General features: G+C 65.5%; 17 protein-coding genes. 6 read left to right on the top strand and 11 right to left on the bottom strand.

Annotated features, from left to right (window positions below; genetic code table 11):
- The first annotated feature begins 149 nt into the window (after nucleotides 1–149).
- The 3 genes from VN419_RS01850 (at nucleotide 150) to VN419_RS01860 (ending at nucleotide 3131) form a co-directional block, all read left to right on the top strand.
- Entirely contained in the window at nucleotides 150–1841 is a 1692-nt protein-coding gene (locus VN419_RS01850; RefSeq protein WP_325643840.1) for a multicopper oxidase family protein, read from the top strand.
- Between the two features lie 203 nt (nucleotides 1842–2044).
- Nucleotides 2045–2401 carry a hypothetical protein gene (locus VN419_RS01855; protein WP_325643842.1) on the top strand — a complete coding sequence of 119 codons (357 nt, stop codon included), beginning with the start codon at nucleotides 2045–2047 and terminating at the stop codon, nucleotides 2399–2401.
- A gap of 97 nt (nucleotides 2402–2498) precedes the next feature.
- Nucleotides 2499–3131, top strand: a complete 633-nt coding sequence (locus tag VN419_RS01860; protein ID WP_325643844.1) for a periplasmic heavy metal sensor — start codon at nucleotides 2499–2501, stop codon at nucleotides 3129–3131.
- Nucleotides 3132–3240: 109 nt separating this feature from the next.
- On the opposite strand, the gene VN419_RS01865 is transcribed toward VN419_RS01860, so the two are convergent.
- The 4 genes from VN419_RS01865 to deoC are packed head-to-tail and all read right to left on the bottom strand — an operon-like array spanning nucleotide 3241 to nucleotide 5829.
- Complete coding sequence (locus tag VN419_RS01865; protein WP_325643846.1) at nucleotides 3241–4008, bottom strand: L,D-transpeptidase family protein; 768 nt, start codon at nucleotides 4006–4008, stop codon at nucleotides 3241–3243.
- Nucleotides 4005–4463 (bottom strand): VOC family protein, encoded by a 459-nt coding sequence (locus VN419_RS01870; protein ID WP_325643847.1) that lies wholly within the window; start codon nucleotides 4461–4463, stop codon nucleotides 4005–4007. The genes VN419_RS01865 and VN419_RS01870 overlap by 4 nt, the downstream gene beginning before the upstream one ends.
- A gap of 26 nt (nucleotides 4464–4489) precedes the next feature.
- Nucleotides 4490–5140, bottom strand: coding sequence for a precorrin-8X methylmutase (locus VN419_RS01875; protein ID WP_325643848.1), 651 nt, complete (start codon nucleotides 5138–5140; stop codon nucleotides 4490–4492).
- The gene (gene deoC, locus VN419_RS01880; RefSeq protein WP_325643850.1) at nucleotides 5137–5829 is read right to left on the bottom strand and encodes a deoxyribose-phosphate aldolase; all 693 of its coding nucleotides are present in this window, start codon (nucleotides 5827–5829) and stop codon (nucleotides 5137–5139) included. The genes VN419_RS01875 and deoC overlap by 4 nt, the downstream gene beginning before the upstream one ends.
- A 278-nt stretch (nucleotides 5830–6107) precedes the next feature.
- On the opposite strand from deoC, the gene VN419_RS01885 reads away from it, so the two are divergent.
- Together VN419_RS01885 and VN419_RS01890 are read left to right on the top strand one after the other, a co-directional pair.
- Nucleotides 6108–7286 carry an efflux RND transporter periplasmic adaptor subunit gene (locus VN419_RS01885; RefSeq protein WP_325643852.1) on the top strand — a complete coding sequence of 393 codons (1179 nt, stop codon included), beginning with the start codon at nucleotides 6108–6110 and terminating at the stop codon, nucleotides 7284–7286.
- 13 nt (nucleotides 7287–7299) lie between these two features.
- On the top strand, nucleotides 7300–10617 hold the full coding sequence (locus tag VN419_RS01890; protein WP_325643855.1) for an efflux RND transporter permease subunit: 3318 nt from the start codon (nucleotides 7300–7302) through the stop codon (nucleotides 10615–10617).
- 219 nt (nucleotides 10618–10836) lie between these two features.
- On the opposite strand, the gene VN419_RS01895 is transcribed toward VN419_RS01890, so the two are convergent.
- From VN419_RS01895 to rfbC, 7 genes are all read right to left on the bottom strand, one after another.
- Entirely contained in the window at nucleotides 10837–11124 is a 288-nt protein-coding gene (locus VN419_RS01895; protein WP_325643857.1) for a hypothetical protein, read from the bottom strand.
- 288 nt (nucleotides 11125–11412) lie between these two features.
- A complete protein-coding gene (qrcD, locus tag VN419_RS01900; protein WP_325643858.1) occupies nucleotides 11413–12642 on the bottom strand; it encodes a menaquinone reductase integral membrane subunit QrcD in 1230 nt (409 codons plus the stop codon).
- Between the two features lie 9 nt (nucleotides 12643–12651).
- A complete protein-coding gene (gene qrcC / locus VN419_RS01905; RefSeq protein WP_325643860.1) occupies nucleotides 12652–13440 on the bottom strand; it encodes a menaquinone reductase iron-sulfur cluster-binding subunit QrcC in 789 nt (262 codons plus the stop codon).
- An 11-nt stretch (nucleotides 13441–13451) separates the two neighbouring features.
- Nucleotides 13452–15524 (bottom strand): menaquinone reductase molybdopterin-binding-like subunit QrcB, encoded by a 2073-nt coding sequence (qrcB, locus tag VN419_RS01910; RefSeq protein ID WP_325643862.1) that lies wholly within the window; start codon nucleotides 15522–15524, stop codon nucleotides 13452–13454.
- Nucleotides 15525–15540: 16 nt separating this feature from the next.
- Complete coding sequence (gene qrcA / locus VN419_RS01915; RefSeq protein WP_325643864.1) at nucleotides 15541–16089, bottom strand: menaquinone reductase multiheme cytochrome c subunit QrcA; 549 nt, start codon at nucleotides 16087–16089, stop codon at nucleotides 15541–15543.
- Between the two features lie 104 nt (nucleotides 16090–16193).
- Entirely contained in the window at nucleotides 16194–17651 is a 1458-nt protein-coding gene (locus VN419_RS01920) for a mannose-1-phosphate guanylyltransferase/mannose-6-phosphate isomerase (RefSeq protein ID WP_325643866.1), read from the bottom strand.
- An 18-nt stretch (nucleotides 17652–17669) separates the two neighbouring features.
- Nucleotides 17670–18248, bottom strand: a complete 579-nt coding sequence (gene rfbC, locus VN419_RS01925) for a dTDP-4-dehydrorhamnose 3,5-epimerase (protein WP_325643870.1) — start codon at nucleotides 18246–18248, stop codon at nucleotides 17670–17672.
- Between the two features lie 214 nt (nucleotides 18249–18462).
- Between rfbC and VN419_RS01930 the strand changes: the two genes are divergently transcribed.
- Nucleotides 18463–18821: CvpA family protein (locus VN419_RS01930; RefSeq protein WP_325643868.1), on the top strand; the 359-nt coding region annotated here is incomplete at its 3' end.

Below are 18821 nucleotides of genomic sequence, written 5' to 3' on the forward strand. Positions count from 1 at the left end.
AAAAAAGACCGGACAGGGCAAAATTCCCTATCCCGGCAATTCCGCGTGGAATATTTTTTTTGCCCATGTTGCCGGGCCCACGTATTGACCTTTGGACCGCCGGGAGTATCGTTATTCGTACTGGCGGACCCGCCGGAAAGGAGACGCCCATGCCCAAGCCAAGCCGCTCCCTCACCCACACGCGCAGAGAATTCCTGTCCCTGGCGGCCAAGGCCTCGGCCCTGGCGCTACTGCCCCAGCCCCTGCTGGCGCTCTGGCCGTCTTCGGCCCCGGCCCAGCATGCCGGGCATGCCGAAAACGCCAGACAAGCGCTGCCCCTGCCAGGAACGGAAGGCCTGTACGGCCTGATGCGTCCCAAGGGCCCCATTACCCTCACCGCCGCCGCCGTGCCCGGCTTGCTGCCCGCCACGGGCGCGCAGATGCTGGCCTACGGAGCCGCCCAGGACGGCCGCGCGTACCAGAATCCCATCCTGGTGCTGCAAAAGGGGCAGGAGTTCCGCGCCCGGCTGGTGAACCGCCTGGCCGAGCCCACCATCATCCACTGGCACGGGGTGGACGGCGACTGGCGGCAGGCCGGGCACCCGTCCTATGCCGTGGGCCCCGGCGAGGCCTACGACTACGCCTTTCCCGTCACCAACCGCGCGGGCACCTACTGGTACCACCCGCATCCGCACGGCCTCACCGCCAAGCAGGCCTACCTGGGCCTGGCCTCGTTCTTCATCGTGCGCGATGCCGAGGAAGAGGCGCTTTCGCGCGAGCTGGACCTAACGCTGGGCGTCACGGACCTGCCCATCGTGCTGGCCGACAAGCGCTTCGACGCCCAGGGCGCTCTGGTCTATGCGCCCAGCAAGGACGACCTCTCCATGGGGTACCTGGGCTCGGAGGTGCTGGCCAACGGGCAGCGCCAACCCGGCCTGAGCGCCGCCACGCGCATCTACCGCCTGCGGCTCTTGAACGGCTGCACTGCGCGCATCTTCAATCTGCGCTTCCTGCGCGACGGCAGGCCCATGTCCTTTGCGCTCATCGGCAACGACGGCGGCCTGCTGGACGCCCCGCGCACGCTGGAGGCCGTGTTCCTGGCCCCGGGCGAACGCGTGGAGCTGCTGCTGGACCTGCGCGGCCTGAAGCCCGGCGAGGAAGTGACCCTGTCCAACGCGGCCTTCGACTCCATGCACAGGGAAGACATGGCCGGCATGGCCGGAATGGAAAACATGGAAGGCATGGCGGGGATGTCTCATGGCGCGGGCCACACCGCCCCGGCTCCGGCCGGGCACGATGCCCATGCGGCCGCGGGGTCCCTGGAGGAAGGCACAGCCTACGACATCCTGCGCATCCGCGTGGAGCGCGAGGAAGCGTACGACCGCACGATTCCGGCGCGCCTGTCCTCGCTGTCCACTGCGGTTCCGGCCCTGCCGCGAACCCCGCCCCGGCGCTTCGAGTTGGCCCTGGACCGGCACAGGAACCTCTGGACCATCGCCGGGCTGACCTACGACATGAACGCCGCGCCCGTGGTGGTGGAGCGCCGCGCGCCGGAGCTTTGGGAATTCGCGGGCGCCAAGAACGGCATGCCCCACCCCATGCACCTGCACGGCTATTTCTTCCGCGTGGCCGCGCGCCGGGGCAGCCCAGGGCAGGTTGCGGAGCGCGCCGTGGACGCCTCCGGCCGCCTGGCCACGGACCTGGGCCTCAAGGACACGGTGCTGGTGTGGCCGGGCGAGAACGTGACCGTGGTGACGGACTTCAGCCAGCCCGCCTACAAGGGGGAGCAGACCTTCCTGCTGCATTGCCACAATCTGGAGCACGAGGACCAGGGCATGATGCTCAATGTTCGCGTGAAGTAGGCGCAACGCTTGCGCCAAGAACTGCACATGCGCTTCGTTTATTCAGACCGAAACAGTCCACTTTGTGCAACAGGTTGCACGAAGCAAAACAACTGGACATCGCAATCATCCGTAATACTGGAATTTTTCACGATGGCACAGCGTATGCTTTATTATCGGCATGCGTACGGCGCACCGGCCGCGCAAACATTTTGGAGGTTCACATGAAGCGTATCCCGAAGATCCTTGCCGCAGCTTGCGCCGCAGTGGTGCTCAGCGCATCGCTGGTCCTGGCAGCAGGAGCCGCGGCCCCGGCCATGTCCAACGACTCCGCCCCAGCCAACTGTCCCGCTGCCGGAACCGCCATGCCCATGCAGGGTTCCATGATGAAGAGTTCAATGATGAAGGGCTCGATGATGCAGGGCGGCCAGATGGGCTCCATGTCCATGGGAGCCATGTTCAGCGAAGAAAACCCCAACGGCGGCCATGGCGGCGGTCACGGCGGCGATGGCCACAATCGCACCGGGTACATGACGGGCATGAACGGCATGGGCCAAACCGCCATGCAGGACCGCATCTAGCAGATATTTGGAATCCCCCCCCGCAGGTCCCCCCTGCGTCCCGGCGATACTCCCAGTCCGCACTGCGGGCGCAACCCTCAAACAAAGTGAGCACACCATGAAGCGTTTCCCCAAGATTCTCGCGGCCACCTGCGCCGCCGTCGCCCTTTCCTCCTCCCTGGCCCTGGCGGCCGAGCCCGCCAAGAAGGACGCCCCGGCCCCGGCTCCGGTCATGGGCGTTCCCGGCCCCCACGGCGTCCACGGCGGCGCGGGTATGGCCGGACCGATGATGGGCATGCTGTCCCAGCTGCCCCCCGAGAAGCAGGCCGTGGCCCTGAAGCTCATGGACGACAGCCGCAAGGCCCTGTACCCCATGCACCAGAGCCTGTACGCCAAGTACGCCGAGCTTGAGGCCCTGAACGCGGCCGGTGACGGCGAGTCCTCCAAGGCCAAGGGCGTCATCCGCGACATCGCCGACCTGAACGCCAAGATGCTGCAGGAGAACGGAAAGCTGCGCGCCCGCATGTTCAAGGAGACCGGCCTGCGCGTTCCCCTCATGGGCCACGGCATGATGGGCGGCATGGGCATGATGGGTAGCGGCATGATGGGCGGCAAGGGCTGCGGCATGATGAGCGGCCAGGGCGGAATGATGGGCGGCCAGATGGGCGGTATGATGGGTGGCGGCATGATGGGCGGCGCTCCGGCTGCCCCGGCTGCCAACGCCACCAGCCACGACGGCCACACCAACTAGTCTGACCGGAACACCCGAACGCATCACGCCAAAACGGGCGGCTCCGACATCGGGGCCGCCCGTCTTTCGTTGCGGGGCAGGGGAAGCGCGCAGGCGCTCTTGCGCCAGGCTACTGCGGCAAATGCCAGGCCGCGCGCAGGCGCTCGTAGTCCTGGCGGGGCAGCTGGGCCAGCACCGGCTGCTTGCCCGCGTCCAGCCAGCGCAGCAGGGTCAGCATGTCCGGGGCGTCCATGTTGGTGCAGCCGGAGGATGCCACCCCGCGCCCCAGCCAAATGTGCAGGAAGATGCACGAGCCTGCGCCCGGGGTCATGGGGTCCGCGTTGTGCTTGACGAAAACCCCCAGGCGGTACTGACCGTCGGGCCGCAGCATGTCCTCGGCGCTTTTCCACTCGCCCTTGCCGCCCGGCGCGCGCACGAAGCTGTTGTACAGGGGCGAGGCCGCGTCATCCACGCATACAAGGTCGCGATCGGCCCGCAGCACGGGCAGGCCCTTTGCTCCCGTCTCAGCTGGCTCCTGGGCGAAGCCCGCCCCTAGGGCGAAGAGCCCGGCCGGTGCGCGGCCGTCGCCCTCGCGCTTCACCGGGCCTGCGCCAAGGGCCAGGCCGTGCAGCCCACGCCCCCAGCCCAGGCCGCCCCGGCCCAGGTTCACCTGCACTGGCGCGCCCACGCGCTTCCAGTCGTCCTCGGGGCCGGAGCGTTCAAAGCGCTGCAGGCTGGCCTCGGTGTACTGCCAGTCCTCGGCCACCACCAAAAGCAGCTGGCGCGAGGCGCGGGTCAGGTCCTCCCCGCCAAGGGGAGTCGGTTTTGGCGCGCAGGCGGCCAGGGCCAACGCGAGAAAGATCGCGGTGAACAGGGAAACCCTGCGCAGGCGGTTCACTCCGGCGCGGGCAACACCAGCCCGCCCTGCGCGTTCAGCCCGAATCCCGGAGCATGCACCACTTCCCAGAAGTGCCCGTCCAGATCCTCGAAATACCCGGAATACCCGCCCCAGAAGACCTCCTGCGCGGGCTTGGCCAGACGGGCACCGGCGGCCACGGCGCGCGCCAGCAGCGCGTCCACGTCCGCGCGGTTCGCGCAGTTGCAGGCCATGGTCACGTTGTCGAAGCTCCCCGCCGGGGCCAACCGTTCGGGCGGTACACAGGCGTCGTCCGCAAGGGGAAGCCGGGGGTACAGCTCCAGCACCATGGTGCCGCAATCATAGAAGCGGACATGCTCGTTGCTGGCGGCGGAGGGCCGCAGCCCCAGCCCCTGCTCATAAAACGCGCTGGCGCGGGGCAAATCGTCCACGCCAAGGGCCACACAGGTCAACCTCAGGTTCATGCTCGGATTCATTCATGCCTCCATAACGTTACGGGCACCTAAGCCCGCTGTGCCAGGGCGATGTCCGCCAGGGCGTTGACGGCGCTTGCGGCCAGGGCGGAGCCGCCCTTGCGGCCCTCGATGGCGATGAAGGGCACGCGGCTTTGGGCCAGCAGCAGGGCCTTGGATTCCGCTGCGTTGACGAAGCCCACGGGCATGCCCACGATGAGCGCGGGCTTGGCCCGTCCGGCCACCACGTGCTCCAGCAGGCGCAAAAGCGCGGTGGGCGCGTTGCCGATGACGTAGATCTCCGGCTCCAGGCGCTCCACGGCGAAGTCCACGGCCGCGCGGGCGCGGGTTATGCCCTGGCTCTGCGAGAGGGCCAGCACCTCGGGGTCGCGCATCAGGCAGCGCACAGAGCAGTTCAGGGCGTCCATGCGCCGGTCCGGGATGCCCGCGCGGGCCATTTCCGTGTCCGTGCACAGAATGCACCCGCGCGAAAGGGCGGCCACGCCCGCCTCCACCGCCTGGGGGTGGAAGCGCACCAGGTTCAGCATGTCGAAGTCCGCAGTGGTGTGGATCATGCGCCGCACCACCAGCCACTCCCTGCCCCGGTAGGGGCGGGGCTCCGGGGCCTCGGCCTCGATGAGGCGCATGGATTCGGCCTCGATGTCCTCGCCGCGCTTGAAGTCTTGGATGTTCACGCTCATATGCCGCCTCCGGCCTGGGAAAATTCCTTCACGATGGCCACCCCCGCCGAAGCGCCGATGCGGTCGGCCCCGGCCGCAAGCATGCGCAGCATGTCCGCCGCGCTGCGTATGCCCCCGCTGGCCTTGACCCCGGTGTGCGGGCCAACCACGCGGCGCATGAGGGCCACGTCGGCCTCGCTCGCGCCGGAGCGTGAAAAGCCCGTGCTCGTCTTGACGAAGGCAGCCCCGGCCTCCACGCACAGGCGGCAGGCCAGCTCCTTTTCCGCATCCGCCAGCAGGCAGGTTTCCAGAATGACCTTCACCGGACGGCCCGCGCAGGCGCGCACCACCTCGGCCACGTCCCGGCGCACGGCGTCCGCGTCGCCGCCCTTCAAGGCGCCGATGTTCAACACCATGTCCACCTCGGCCGCGCCCTGCTCCACGGCCAGCCCGGCCTCGCGCGCCTTGGCGGCGGTCTGCGAGGCCCCCAGCGGAAAGCCCGCCACGGTGATGGGCAGGGGCAGCTCTCCGGCCAGGCAGGCCGCCACGCGCGGCAGGTGCCAGGGGTTCACGCACACGGCCTTGAAGCCGTGCGCCACGGCCTCGGCGCACAGGACCTCCACGGCCTCGGCTGTGGCGTCCGGTGCCAGCAGGGTGTGATCGAGGAAGGCGGCGGCTTGCCGTGGGGTCAACAGCAAAGGTAAGGACATCAACACTCCCAGGCCTGGCGACTGCCAGGCGTTTCTCCCGCCGGAAACTTGGGCCGTAAGCGCCCAGCTCCGCGAGGATTATGCCTGCCTTTCTGACGCACCCGGCATGCGCGGTCAAGGCGTTTGCGCTCACGCCCGGTCCTGGCGCGCAGGCACCTCAAAACTTGGTGTTTCACGGACCTTCTGTCGCCGTGCAGCGGGAACACGATATTTTGCGGCTTGCCAAGCTTCAAACACGGCGTTAAACGATCGTTTTAATCCACTTGCAGGAGTCCCCCATGCGCTGCCTTTCGAAGCTGTTCGTCATTTGTGCCCTGTGCGCCACCATTTTTCCCGGGTGCTGGCGCGGCAAGGGCGAGGAGCGCGCCGCCCCGGTGATGACGGCCGAGGCCCAGTTGAAGGACGCCCCTTACGTGCTCACCACCGTGGGCACCATCAAGGCCTCGGTGTCCGTAAGCATCAAGAGCAAGTATGCTGCGCACATAAAGAAGGTGCACTTCACCGAGGGCAGCATGGTCAAGGCCGGGCAGCTCCTGTTCACCATAGACCCGGCGGTGAACGCGTTTTCCGAGCAGCAGGCCGGGGCCACCCACCTGCGCGACAAGGCCGACTACGAGCAGCTGGAGCGCGACCGCCAGCGCTACAAAACTCTGGCCGACCAGGGCGTCATCAGCCGCGAGTCGTACGAGGAGAAGTCCACCGCCGCCATCCGCGCGCGCAACGCCATGAAGGCCAGCGGCGCCGGGGCCTCCCTCGCCCGGCAGAACCTGTCGTACAACACCATCACCTCGCCCATCGACGGCCGCATCGGCGCGGCGCTGTTCGACGAGGGCAGTTTCGTCAAGGACAAGGACGACACCCTGGCCGTGGTGAACACCACCACCCCGCTGGAGGTCAGCTTCGCCCTGCCGGAGCGCTACCTGAACGAGATCCGCAAGTACCTGGCGCAGGGGCCGCTGACGGTGCAGGCCGCCGCGCCCGGCATGGAGAGCCACCCGGAAGTGGGCGTGCTGACCTTTGTGGACAACCAGGTAGAAAGCGGCACCGGCACCGTGCGCATGAAGGCGCGCTTCGAAAACTCGCAGGGCCGCCTGTGGCCCGGCCAGTTCGTCACCGTGGGCCTGGTGCTCAGGACGGTCAAGAACTCCGTGATCGTGCCCGACCGCGCGGTGCAGACCGGCCCGCAGGGCACCTACGTGTTCGTGGTCAAGGACGGCAAGGCCGAGCTGCGCCCGGTGGGCGTGGCCTTCCGTCTGTACGACTCCCTGGTGCTGGACAAGGGCCTGGCCGCTGGCGAGACCGTGGTGGTGGAAGGCCACCTGCGCCTTGTGCCCGGCGCAAAGGTGGCCGCAACGCCCATGCCGGTTCCGGCTCCCCCCGCCGCGCCAACGCCCGCCGCCCCGGCAGCCGAAGCTGCGGCCAACGCCACCGCGGCCAACGCCACCAAGCCCGAGTAGGGGCGCGGCGTCCATGAACACCAAGCTCTTCATCACCCGGCCGGTCATGACCACCCTGGTCATGCTGGGCCTGTTGTTCTTCGGCATCGCCAGCTACGTGAACCTGCCGGTGAGCTACCTGCCCGCCGTGGACTTCCCGGTCATCCAGGTGACGGCCACCCTGCCCGGCGCAAGCCCCAAGACCATGGCCTCTTCCGTGGCCTCGCCCATGGAGCGCCAGTTCTCGGCCATCGCCGGGTTGGAGGCCATGAGCTCCACCTCCAGCCAGGGCCTCACCACCGTCACCTTGATGTTCGAGCTGGGCAAGGACATCGACAAGGCGGCCATGGACGTGCAGTCGGCCATCACCAAGGCGCGCGGCAGCCTGCCCAACACCATGACCGACGAGCCCACCTTCGAGAAGGTCAACCCGGCCGACTCGCCCATCCTCTGGATGGCCATCAGTTCCAAGTCGCTGCCGCTGTATACGGTGAACGACTACGCCACCACCTTCGTCACCCAGACCATCTCCATGATTCCCGGCGTGGCCAAGGTGCAGATCTACGGCGAGCAGAAATACGCCGTGCGCATCCAGGTGGACCCGCGCAAACTGGGGGCCATGGGCCTGGGCCTGGACCAGGTGGCCTCGGCCGTCGCGGCCGAGAACGTCAACCTGCCCATGGGCAGCCTGGACGGCCGGCATTTGCAGACCAACCTGGACGCCGACGGCCAGCTCAAGCGCGCGGACAAGTACAACCCGCTCATCGTGGCCTACGACAACAACATGCCCGTGCGCCTGGAGGACCTGGGCCGCGTGGAGGACAGCGCCCAGACCGTCAAGAGCGGCTCGTGGCTGAACAACGACAAGACCATCTTCCTGGCCATCAAGCGCCAGCCCGGCAGCAACACCATCGACGTGGTGAACCGCATCAAGGCCCAGCTGCCGCTCATCCGCAGGCAGCTTCCCGCAGCCATCGCGCTGACGGAAATGTACGACATGAGCAAGCCCATCATGGAGTCGGTGAACGACGTGAAGTTCACCCTGGAGCTCTCCGTGGCGTTGGTGGTGCTCGTGGTGTTCCTGTTCCTGCGCAACATTCCGGGCACGGTCATCTCGGCCATCGCCATCCCCTTCTCCATCGTGTCCACCTTCGCGGTGATGTACTTCATGCGCTTCACCCTGGACAACTTCTCCCTCATGGCCCTCACCCTCGCCGTGGGCTTCGTGGTGGACGACGCCATCGTCATGCTGGAAAACGTGGTGCGGCACATGGAGATGGGCAAGAGCCCCATGGACGCGGCCCTGGACGGTGCCAAGGAGATCGGCCCCACCATCCTGTCCATGACCATTTCCCTGGCCGTGGTCTTTGTGCCCATCCTGTTCATGCCGGGCATCATCGGTAAAATCCTCAACGAGTTCGCGGTCGTCATCACGGCGGCCATCCTCGTATCCGGAGTGGTCTCCCTCACGCTCACGCCCATGCTCTGCTCGCGCTGGCTTAAGCCGGGCAGCCACCTGGAACACACCGACCCCCTGTTCGACAAGGTGCTGGCCTTCTACCGGCGCACCCTCAAGCTGGCCCTGCTGCACCGCAAAAAAACCATGTACGCCTCGGGCGGGCTCTTCGTGCTCACCATCGTGCTCTTCGTGCTGGTGCCTAAGGGCTTCCTGCCCTCCGACGACATGGGCTACCTCTTCGGCATCGTGGAGGGCCCGCAGGGCGTGTCCTTCGAGGACCAGGCCAAGGCCCAGAACGCGCTCACCCCGCTCATCCTGGCCGACCCCGACGTGCGCGACACGCTGCAGATCGCGGGCGTGGGCACCACCAACCAGGGCTACACCGTCATTTTCCTGAAGGAGCACCGCAAATCCACGGCCGATGAAGTGCTGGCCCGGCTGCAGCCCAAGCTGCAATCCCAGCCGAACCTGCTGGCCTTCGTGCAGAATCCGCCCATGATCCGCATGAGCGGCAAGCCCAGCAAGGGCCTGTACCAGTTCACCCTGCTCTCGCCAGACACCGACGTGCTCTACAAGGCCTCAAACGACCTCGTGCTGGCCCTGGCCAAGGTCAAGGGCCTCGTCAACGTGACCAGCGACCTGCAAAACAATGCGCCCCAGGTAGACCTGCACATCAACCGCGACCTGGCCACCACCCTGGGCGTCAGCGCGGAGTCCATCGAAACCGCCATGTACTCGGCCTACGCCGGGCGGCAGATCTCCACCATCTACGCGGAGAACGACTCATACAAGGTCATCCTGGAGCTTCTGCCCGAGTACCGCCAGGACCCGCGCGCCCTGTCCCTGCTCTACGTGCGGGCCAAGTCGGGCAAGCTGGTGCGCCTGGACGCCCTGGTGGACGCGCGCGAGGGCACCGGCCCCATCACCGTGAACCACTCCGGCCAGCTGCCCGCGGTGAGCATCTCCTTCGACCTGGACCAGGGAGTATCCCTCGGCGACGCCATGGCCAAAGTGCAGGACACCGCGCACAAGACCCTGCCAGACACCGTGAACGCGGTCTTCGAGGGCACGGCCAGCTCTTTCAAGGGCTCCATGGGCACGGCGGGCTTCCTGCTGCTGGTCGCCATCGTGGTCATCTACATCATCCTGGGCTGCCTCTATGAAAGCTTCATCCACCCCATCACCATCCTCTCCGGCCTGCCCTCAGCCGCCATGGGCGGGTTGCTCTCGCTCATCGTGTTCCGGTCCGAGTTGAACCTCTACGGCTTCGTGGGCATCATCATGCTCATCGGCATCGTGAAGAAAAACGCCATCATGGTGGTGGACTTCGCCATCGAGGCCGAGAAAAAAGGCATGACCCCGGCCGACGCGGCCTACGAGGGGTCCCTAGTGCGCTTCCGGCCCATCATGATGACCACCATGGCCGCCATCATGGGCGCGCTGCCCATCGCCATCGGCATGGGCGCCGGGGCCCAGGCCCGCAGGCCGCTCGGGCTCGTGGTCGTGGGCGGTCTGGTGCTCTCCCAGGTGGTCACCCTGTACCTCACGCCGGTCTTCTACACCTACATGGACGAGTTCAATAAGTTCATGGGAGCCAAGGGCTTCAAGGGCCTGGTGGCGCACATCAGGAACCACCCGCGCTGGGCCTGGGCCGGAGCGCTGCTGGAGCGCGGCCTGAACCGGCTGCACGCGCGGCTTTCACGCCACGGCTGGTACGTGCGCCTGTCCGAGCGCATCCAGACCAGACACGAACGCAGCTGCGCCCGCATCGAGCAGACGCGCGACTGGCTGTCCCGCGTGTGGAAGCTCGTCCGCACCGGCGAGTACGAGTCCAAGGTGGACCTGCGTCAAGGCCTGCGGGACCTGGTGCGGCCCAAGGACAAGGAGGAGTAGAAAAAGCGAAGGTGCGCCGCGCCTTGAACCCGACACGGCGGAGCACGACATTCGGCAACAATCGGACCGGCCACACGTCGCAAGAGCGGCAACGCATGAAAGGAACTGCCGTTCAGGGCAGAACTGCGCAGCAGCTGACGCCAGCCGCAGCCCGACGTGCCCTTAGCGCAAAGTGAACATTTCCCGCCGCCACCACGACAGCGAGCCCAAGGGATTCCCTCAGGAAGAGCACTCCCCTGCCGCGGCGCCCAGTCCCGAACCACTCTGGTCCGAAGCCTCAAGCCCCTTGCTCCCAACGTGCTCTGCGACATAGGTCATGCCAAGCTTGAAAATGATCTGGCACAAATCGCAGAGCCCCGTGGTGGGGATGATTTTCCCGCAGGTGACGCAGCTGCGGTTCGCCGAAGGTGCGCTTGCGGTCCGGGGAGGAAATTGCGGCTCGAAAATAGCCGCGTCTTCTAGCAGCAACTCATCGCGACGTTTCTTGGAAGAGAGATTCTTGGACATTCTTTGTCCCTCCATGCCATGAGCAATAGACAGGACAGACAATTCCAGTCTGTGCGGGAACTAACAGTAGATTAAATATATTCGGGATGAGGGCTGTGTCGGAGGTAGCCAGTTTCAATTTACATACGCTGTGCGATTGTAGCCGGTTACAGTCTTCATTTTGTCCTGGCGCCCATGTTTACGGAGACCAGTCCTCAGGACTGAATACTATTTTCCGGCTCCTCGCGGCACAAAAAAAGAGCCCGACCTTGCGGCCGGGCTCTTGAGTGCGAATCGTCTGTCTTGCGACTACTTGTTCAGGGCGCGCTCCTGGGGGAACACGGGCAGGTAGCGGTAGGAAAGGCCCATGACCAGGAAGCCGTAAGCCACGATCATGCCGCTGGTGGCCCACTCCGCCCAGTTGGGGGCGTAGGTCTGCCAGGAGTCGAAAGGCATGAGCGGGATGGCGATGGACTGGACCGTGAACAGGTAGCGGTTCAAGGTGATGCCGATGCAGTCCAGGATGCCCGCAGTGTACAGCAGGGTCGGGTTGTTGCGGATGCTCGGGGTGATGAGCATGATGGCAGGAACCAGACCGCAGAGGATGATCTCGGTGAACATCAGCCACTTGCCGTAGATGACGCCGTAGAACATCTGGTCGAAGGTCATGCCGGTGCTCGGCAGGTAGTTGTTGGCCCAGGCCCAGGTGTCCAGGATCTTGAAGAAGATGTAGACGGTGAGCATGGTGCCGGCGATCTTGCCCATGAGGGCCTTGGTCTTGAAGTCCACCAGCTTGCGGCCGGAGATCTTCTCCATGAAGGTGCAGCACAGAACGGTGAAGATGGGGCCGCAGCCGACAGCGGACAGGACGAACAGGAAGAACGTCCAGGGCCAGATGAAGAAGCCTTCACGGAAGGCGTAGGGACGACCCTGCAGCACGCCGTACATGCCGCCCAGGGAGCCCTGGTGGAACGTGGACAGGAACGCGCCGATACCGGCGAAGAGCGCCATGTTCACGTGCATGTTGTGTGCGAGGTGGTGCAGGAAGGGAATCTTGTTCAACTGCTTCTGCTCCAGAACCAGGGGAACGTACTCAATGACGAGCACCAGGCAGTAGCAGGTGATGCAGAAGATGACTTCCGTCAGCATGGAGTGGACATTGGGGTGCCAGTAGCCGAACCACGCGCGGATCGGCTGGCCGATGTCCATGGTGAGCACGAGCATGGCGCCCGAGTAGCAGATGAACCCGACGATGACCGTCAGGTTGATGATGTTCTTAAGCTGGTCGATTTTCAGGATGTACTTGAGGAACCCGGTGAAGAACGCACCCGCGCCCAAGGCGATGACCGCCAAGTCGAAGGTGATCCACAGGCCGAACCCGAAGTAGTTGTCCAGTCCGGTCACCACGATGCCCTTGTAGAAGATGAGCAGCATGGCGAACAGGCCGAAGAGGAAGAAGGCCGTGATGATACCCATCCACAGCGCGAATTTGCCGAAGGAGCAGCGCTCCACACCGTCGGGAAAGAGTGCTCTATCCATTTGCGCCCCCTAGGAATGCTTCTTTTCAGCCCCGGCCTTGCCGGTGGCGGCGTAGTTATCGCCCAGTTTGCGCACCCACTCGCGCTTGCTCACGTAGTACACCTGCGGGGCCAGGCCCAGCTTCTCCAGCAGGCGGAAGGCGTTCTCGCCCTTGGCCAGCTCGTGCACCTTGTGCTCCGGGTTCTTGATGTCGCCGAAGGAGATGGCGCCGGTGGGGCACACTTCCGCGCAAGCGGGCATGTACGCGCCGTCGGCCAGTCCCTCGGGATTGCCGCCTTCCTGACGAGCCTTGTCCTTGGCCTTCATGAGCCGGGTGTGGCAGAAGTTGCACTTCTCAACCACGCCGCGAGGACGCGCGGAGGTGTTGGGAGACAGCGCCTTCTCCATGCCCTTCGGGAAAACGGGGTCTTCCCAGTTGAAGTAACGGGCATGGTACGGGCAAGCGGCCATGCAGTACCGGCAGCCGATGCAGCGCGGGTAGATCTGGCTGACGATGCCGCCTTCCTCGTTCTTGTCCGTGGCCACAACGGGGCACACGGGCACGCAGGCAGGGTTGCCGCACTGCATGCAGGGACGCGGCAGGTAGGCGATCTCGGCATCAGGCGCGGCCTTCTTGTTGGACAGCTCATACACGAGCATCCAGCTCAAGGTGCGCAATTTGTTCGACGCATCGACCATGGGGGCAATGTTGTTCTCAACCTGGCAGGCAGTCATGCACGCGCCGCAGCCCGTGCACTTGTCCAGGTCGATGACCATTCCCCACTTGATGTTGAATTCTTTAACAGCTCCGTGCGACATGGTGGTTCCCCCTAGATTTTGGCGACGGTGACGGTGGAACCAGCCCACACCTTCAGGCCCGTGCCTGCTTCGTCGCTCACCGTGAGGATCTTGTAGACGTTATCGCCTTTGCCCTTGGTGAACTCGTCCCAAGCGCTGCGGCCAAAGCCAAGCGGCACGGCGGCCGTGTTGGCGGCCACGCCTTCGTTCACATGGACACGGGCCTTCAGGTCGGCGCCTCCGGCGGAGAGCTTCACCTTGTTGCCGTCGGCCACGCCAAGCTTCTTGGCGGTGGCGGCGTTCATCTGGACAAAGATATCCTTGCCCAGAAGCTCGGTCTCGCGCACGGCCAGCAGGTTGGCGGGCGGAGTGGCCAGGGAGCCGGTGCCGAAGGCCAGACGGGTGACCGGGGCGAGCGCCACGGCCTTGTCGTCGGCCTTGGCCGGAGCGGCCTTGGCCAGAGCGCCAGCGCCCAGGCTGAGCGCGCCGCCCTTGGCTTCGCCGTTCCAGATGCCGCCAGCGGCCAGGGCGTCGAAGTCGGCGCCGAGGGCCTTGGCCTTGGCCTTGACCACATCAGCGTAGGTCTCGAAGCCCAGCGACAAGCCGAGCTTGCCGGCGGCGGCCAGCAGCACGTCCACGGGGTCCTTCACGTCGAGCACGGGCTTGGCCAGAACCGGCTTGCCGGCCAGGTAGGTGGCCTTGGCAACGCCGTAGGGGTTCATGGCGTCGTCATAACGCTCGAACGGGTGCGGCGCGGGCAGGATGAGGTCGGCCAGGGCCGCGGTCTCGTCCATGTAGGTGCTGAAGCTCACCTTGAAGGCGATGTTGCCCAGAGCCTTGGCCATTTCAGCGGCCTGGGGCAGGGCGAAGGCCGGGTTGGCCTCGTAGATCAGGAGCGCGCCCGGAGCGGCCTTCCCGGTGGCCACGGAGGCCAGGAAGCTCGCGGCGTCCTTGGCGTTCTCGCGGTCGGTGGCGGAGGCGATGGCCTTGGGAGCGGCGGCCAGGACGGTCATGCCGCCCTTCTGGCCCACGCGGCCCAGAAGCACGTTGAGCGAGGCGGCGGCGACGAAGTCGAGCGCGCCCGCGCCCTGGCCGAAGGAAGCGCCGGCCACGACCAGCGGAGCCTTGGCGGCCTTGATCATGGCGACAAGTTCCTTCAGGGCGTCGGCCTTGAGTCCCGTGGCGGCCTCGAAGGCTTCCGGAGTGTGCTTGGCGGCCAGCGCCTTGTACTCGGCGAAGTCGGCGGCGGAGGAAACCGCGCCGGCGGCGATGAGCTGATTGGCGAGAGCCAGGGCGAAGTCAGCCGTGGCGGTGGGCGGCACAGCCAGCCACTTGTCGCACACGCTGGCGGTGTTGTTCAGCACCGGGCCTGCGTACACGAACTGGGCGGTGGCGGCGGCGCCGGTGGGCCGGGCGGCGGCGAAGGCCTTCTGGTTGGCCACGGTGGTGCCCCAGGAGTCCAGGGCGTCCGCGCCGATCATGATCACCAGGTCCGCGCCCTCGATGTCGAAGCCGGGCTGACCGTTGCCGCCCATGAGCTTGACACCCTTGGTGGCGGTGAACATCTCGCCGGGCATGACGTGGAAGCCGCCCGCGTTGCCCAGGCCGGAGAGCATGGCCGAGAGCACTTCGTTGGCGCTGCCGGTCTCGTCGCCGCTGATGGCGGCGATCTTGCCGTCCTGGCCCTTGAGGGCGGTCAGCTTCTCAACCAGCATGGCCTCGGCGTCTTCCCACTTGATGGCCTCGAACTTGCCCTCGCCCACCTTCTTCATGGGCGACTTGACGCGAGCGGGGCTGTACATGAGCTGGACGCCGCCCGCGCAAATGGGGCACACGCCGCCCTTGCTCATGGGGTTGGCGACGTTGCCGACCGTGGCATAGGGCAGCCCGCCCGCGGTCTTCACCTTCACGGCGCAGCCGGAGGGGCACAGTTTGCTCAGGGCGGACTTGGATTTCACCTCGCCTTTCGGCACACGGGGAATCCAAGGCCAGTTCTGGGACCAAATGGACGCATCGTCCAGTCCCTGCCAGATGACAGGCGTGAACAGGGTGCCTGCAACGCCTCCCACCACGAATTTGACGAATCCTCTGCGATCCAAACCCATCTTACGCACCCCTCTTTTACTTGTGGCAGACGTGACAGGCGTTGCTGACACCGTTTTCGGCATGGCAGCGCTCGCACTGCCACATCTTCATGGTCTGCTTGCTGTACCCGGACAGCCTGTTTTCGTAGTAGACCGGCGGAGTGTCGGTCTTGCCCACTTCGAGGTGGCAGGACTTGCACTCGAAGGACTCGTGCGCCTTGTGGCTGAAAATCACGTTGTCGGGCTGATACTGGTAGACGAGCCAGGGCACTTCCTTGCCGGTCTTGGCGTACTGCTCGACGTACTTGGCTTCATCCGGGTCGCTGCCGACCACATCGGCATGGCACTCCATGCACTTTTCATTGGTGGGCAGCCCCGCGTACGAGCCGTCGTCACGGAACGTGTGACAGCTCGAACACTCCATGCCCTGTTCCTGGTGAACCTTGTGGCTGAAGCGGATGGGCTGCGTCTTCTTGCTGTAGATCAAGTCAGGGAAGAGAACCCAGCCTGCGATCACTGCGGCCACGAAGCCGATCACGAAGGGCAACGCCCCCCCACACCCCTTGCACTGTTTCTTTTCCTCCATAACCTCGCCCCATCGCTCCTGTAGTTTCTGGTCAAATTTTGCCACGGAAAACTGCGTTTTCATAAAGGACGCCCGTCTGGCGTGTCAAGGGCTTAGGAAAAAATTCACGAGTTCTCGTGTTTCACCCGCCCATAAACGTCGTCAAAGCGTACGATATCGTCCTCTTCCAAATAGGGTCCGCTCTGGATCTCTATGATCTCAAGCGGCACCTTGCCGGGATTGGCCAGCCTGTGTGTGGTGGCCTTGCCTATGTCCACGGCCTGATTCTCGACCAGCAGGCGTTCCTCTCCGCCTATCTCCACCAGGGCCGTGCCGGAGACGACGACCCAGTGCTCACTCCTGTGGTGGTGCATCTGCAAACTCAAGCGCGCGCCGGACGAAACCTCGATGCGCTTGATCTTGTAGTGCGGGCCTTCCTCCAACACGGAATAGCTGCCCCAGGGACGCTTCACCGTCAGGTGGCTTTCCACCAGCTGGCTGCCCTGAGACTTCAAAAGCGCCACCACTTCCTTCACCCGCTGCACGTCTGTGAGCGGACAGGTGAGGGTGGCGTCGCGGGTCTGGATCATGATCATGCCCGTAAGGCCGACCACGGCCAGCTTGCCGCCTTTGGAAATGAGCAGGCAGTCCCTGCAGTCCATGGCCAGCACGTCGCCCTGGATGACGTTGCCCGCCGCGTCCTTCTTGCCCAGCCGGTAGATGGCCTCCCAGTTGCCCAGGTCGTCCCAGTCGAAGCGGGCCTCCACAACGGCGATGTCCTCGATCTTCTCGGCGATGCCGTAATCGACGGAGAGGTTGGGCAGGGCGCCGTAGCCCGAGGTGAGCGGGGCCTCGGCCCGGCCGGACCACCAGCTCCAGAGCTTGGGCGTGAAGCGCGCCACGGCGGAGAGGAACTCCCGGCTGCGGAACACGAACACGCCGCTGTTCCAGTAGTGGCGGCCGCTTTTCAAAAACTCCACGGCCTTTTCCAGCTTGGGCTTCTCGATGAAGCTTTCCACCTCGTAGCCGCCCTCTTCCAGCTTCTTGCCGCGCGCTATGTAGCCATAGCCGGTTTCCGGCTTGCGCGGCACAACGCCGAAGGTGACGAACAGCCCGCGCTCTGCCAGGCCCATGGCCTGATCAAGGGAACCGCGGAAGCCGTCCAGGTCCTCCAGCAAATGGTCGGACGGGAACACGGCCACCAGGGGCTCGCCGCCCTCGCCCGCAAGGTCCGCGCCCTGCGGGGCGATGCGGTCCATGGCCAGCAGAATGGCGGGCAGGGTGTTGCGCGCCAGGGGCTCGGCCAGCACGCGGGCGTCCAGGGCCGGGTCCAGGCTGCGCAACTGGCTGCGCACCTCGAACACGTGTTCCTCGTTGGTCACCACCCATACGTTCTGGGGCTCAAAGGCCGTCAGCACCCGGCGCACGGTCTGCTGCAGCAGGGTCAGCTCGCCGTTCAGGGCCAAAAGCTGCTTGGGAAAAAGGTTGCGCGAAAGCGGCCACAAACGCGTGCCGGAGCCGCCCGCCAGGATGATGGCGTGGCGTGCCGGACCGGGCTTTGGTGTGCTGCGTTTCTTGGGCATGGGGGGCTCCCGCTTGGGTTAGCCGCGCGCGCCGCCAAGGGGCGGGTCGCAGACAAAGGGCGAATCGAAGTCCTTGAGGCGGGGCAGCAGCCTGTCCTTGGGCGAGAGCACGGGCTCCCCGCCGGGCCAGGCGATGCCCAGGTCCGGATCGTTCCACAGGATGCCCGCGTCGGCCTTGGGCGCATAGGGCGCGTCAACCTTATACACAAACTCGGTGTCCGGCTGCAGGGTCATGTAGCCGTGGGCGAAACCGCGCGGCAGAAACAGGCGCAGCTTGTTCTCGGCCGAAAGCTCCACACAGTAATGCCGGCCAAAGGTGGGCGAATCGCGGCGAAGGTCCACGGCCACGTCGAGCACGCTGCCGCGCACCACCCACACAAGCTTGGCCTGGGAATAGGGCGGCAGCTGGAAATGCAGTCCGCGCAGCACGCCCTGGTCCTTGGAGTAGGCGTGGTTGTCCTGCACGAAGCGCGCGCCGATGCCCAGGGCTGCGAAGGCGGCTTCGCTGTAGGTCTCCAGAAAAAAACCGCGTTCGTCGCGGAACACTTGGGGCTCCAGGAGCGCAAGCCCCGGCAGCCCGGTCTCGATCAACCGCATCATCCCAACGCCCCTCTGCACTCGGCCGGGAGTCTCCGGCAGGTGCGCGCCATGTAATAGACGCGTCTCCTATCTGAATTTACAGGCCAACACAACCGGCGCGGTTCCACGGAGGAGGCCTTCCCTTTCACGCCCGTGTCTGCTAATCGTGACGGCCAGACAGGGCTGCGGGCGGCTTCGCCCGGCCCAGACAGCCCAGACAAGGCGAGGGCCAATGAATTCCCTGGACATCATCATCATCGCGATCATCGGCCTGGTGGCCTTCCGGGGCTATCACCGGGGGCTCATCAAAGAGGCGGTGTCCCTCTCCTCGGTGTTCATCGGCCTGTTCGTGGCCTCGCACCTGCACGGCATCTTCGTGCCGCACCTCAAGGTCTACGTGACCAACCAGGGCACGGTGCAGGCCTTAAGCTACCTCATCACCTTCATCGGCACCCTGGTGGCCCTGTGGTTTCTTGTGCGCTTCCTGCAGGACGTGCTCAAGGTGGCCATGCTCACCGTGGTGGACAAGGCCGCCGGAGCGGGCTTCGGCGCCGTGGAGGGGCTTCTGCTCTCCCTGGTGCTGTTGCTGCT

The sequence above is a fragment of the Humidesulfovibrio sp. genome (assembly GCF_035560995.1).
Classification (GTDB): domain Bacteria; phylum Desulfobacterota; class Desulfovibrionia; order Desulfovibrionales; family Desulfovibrionaceae; genus Humidesulfovibrio.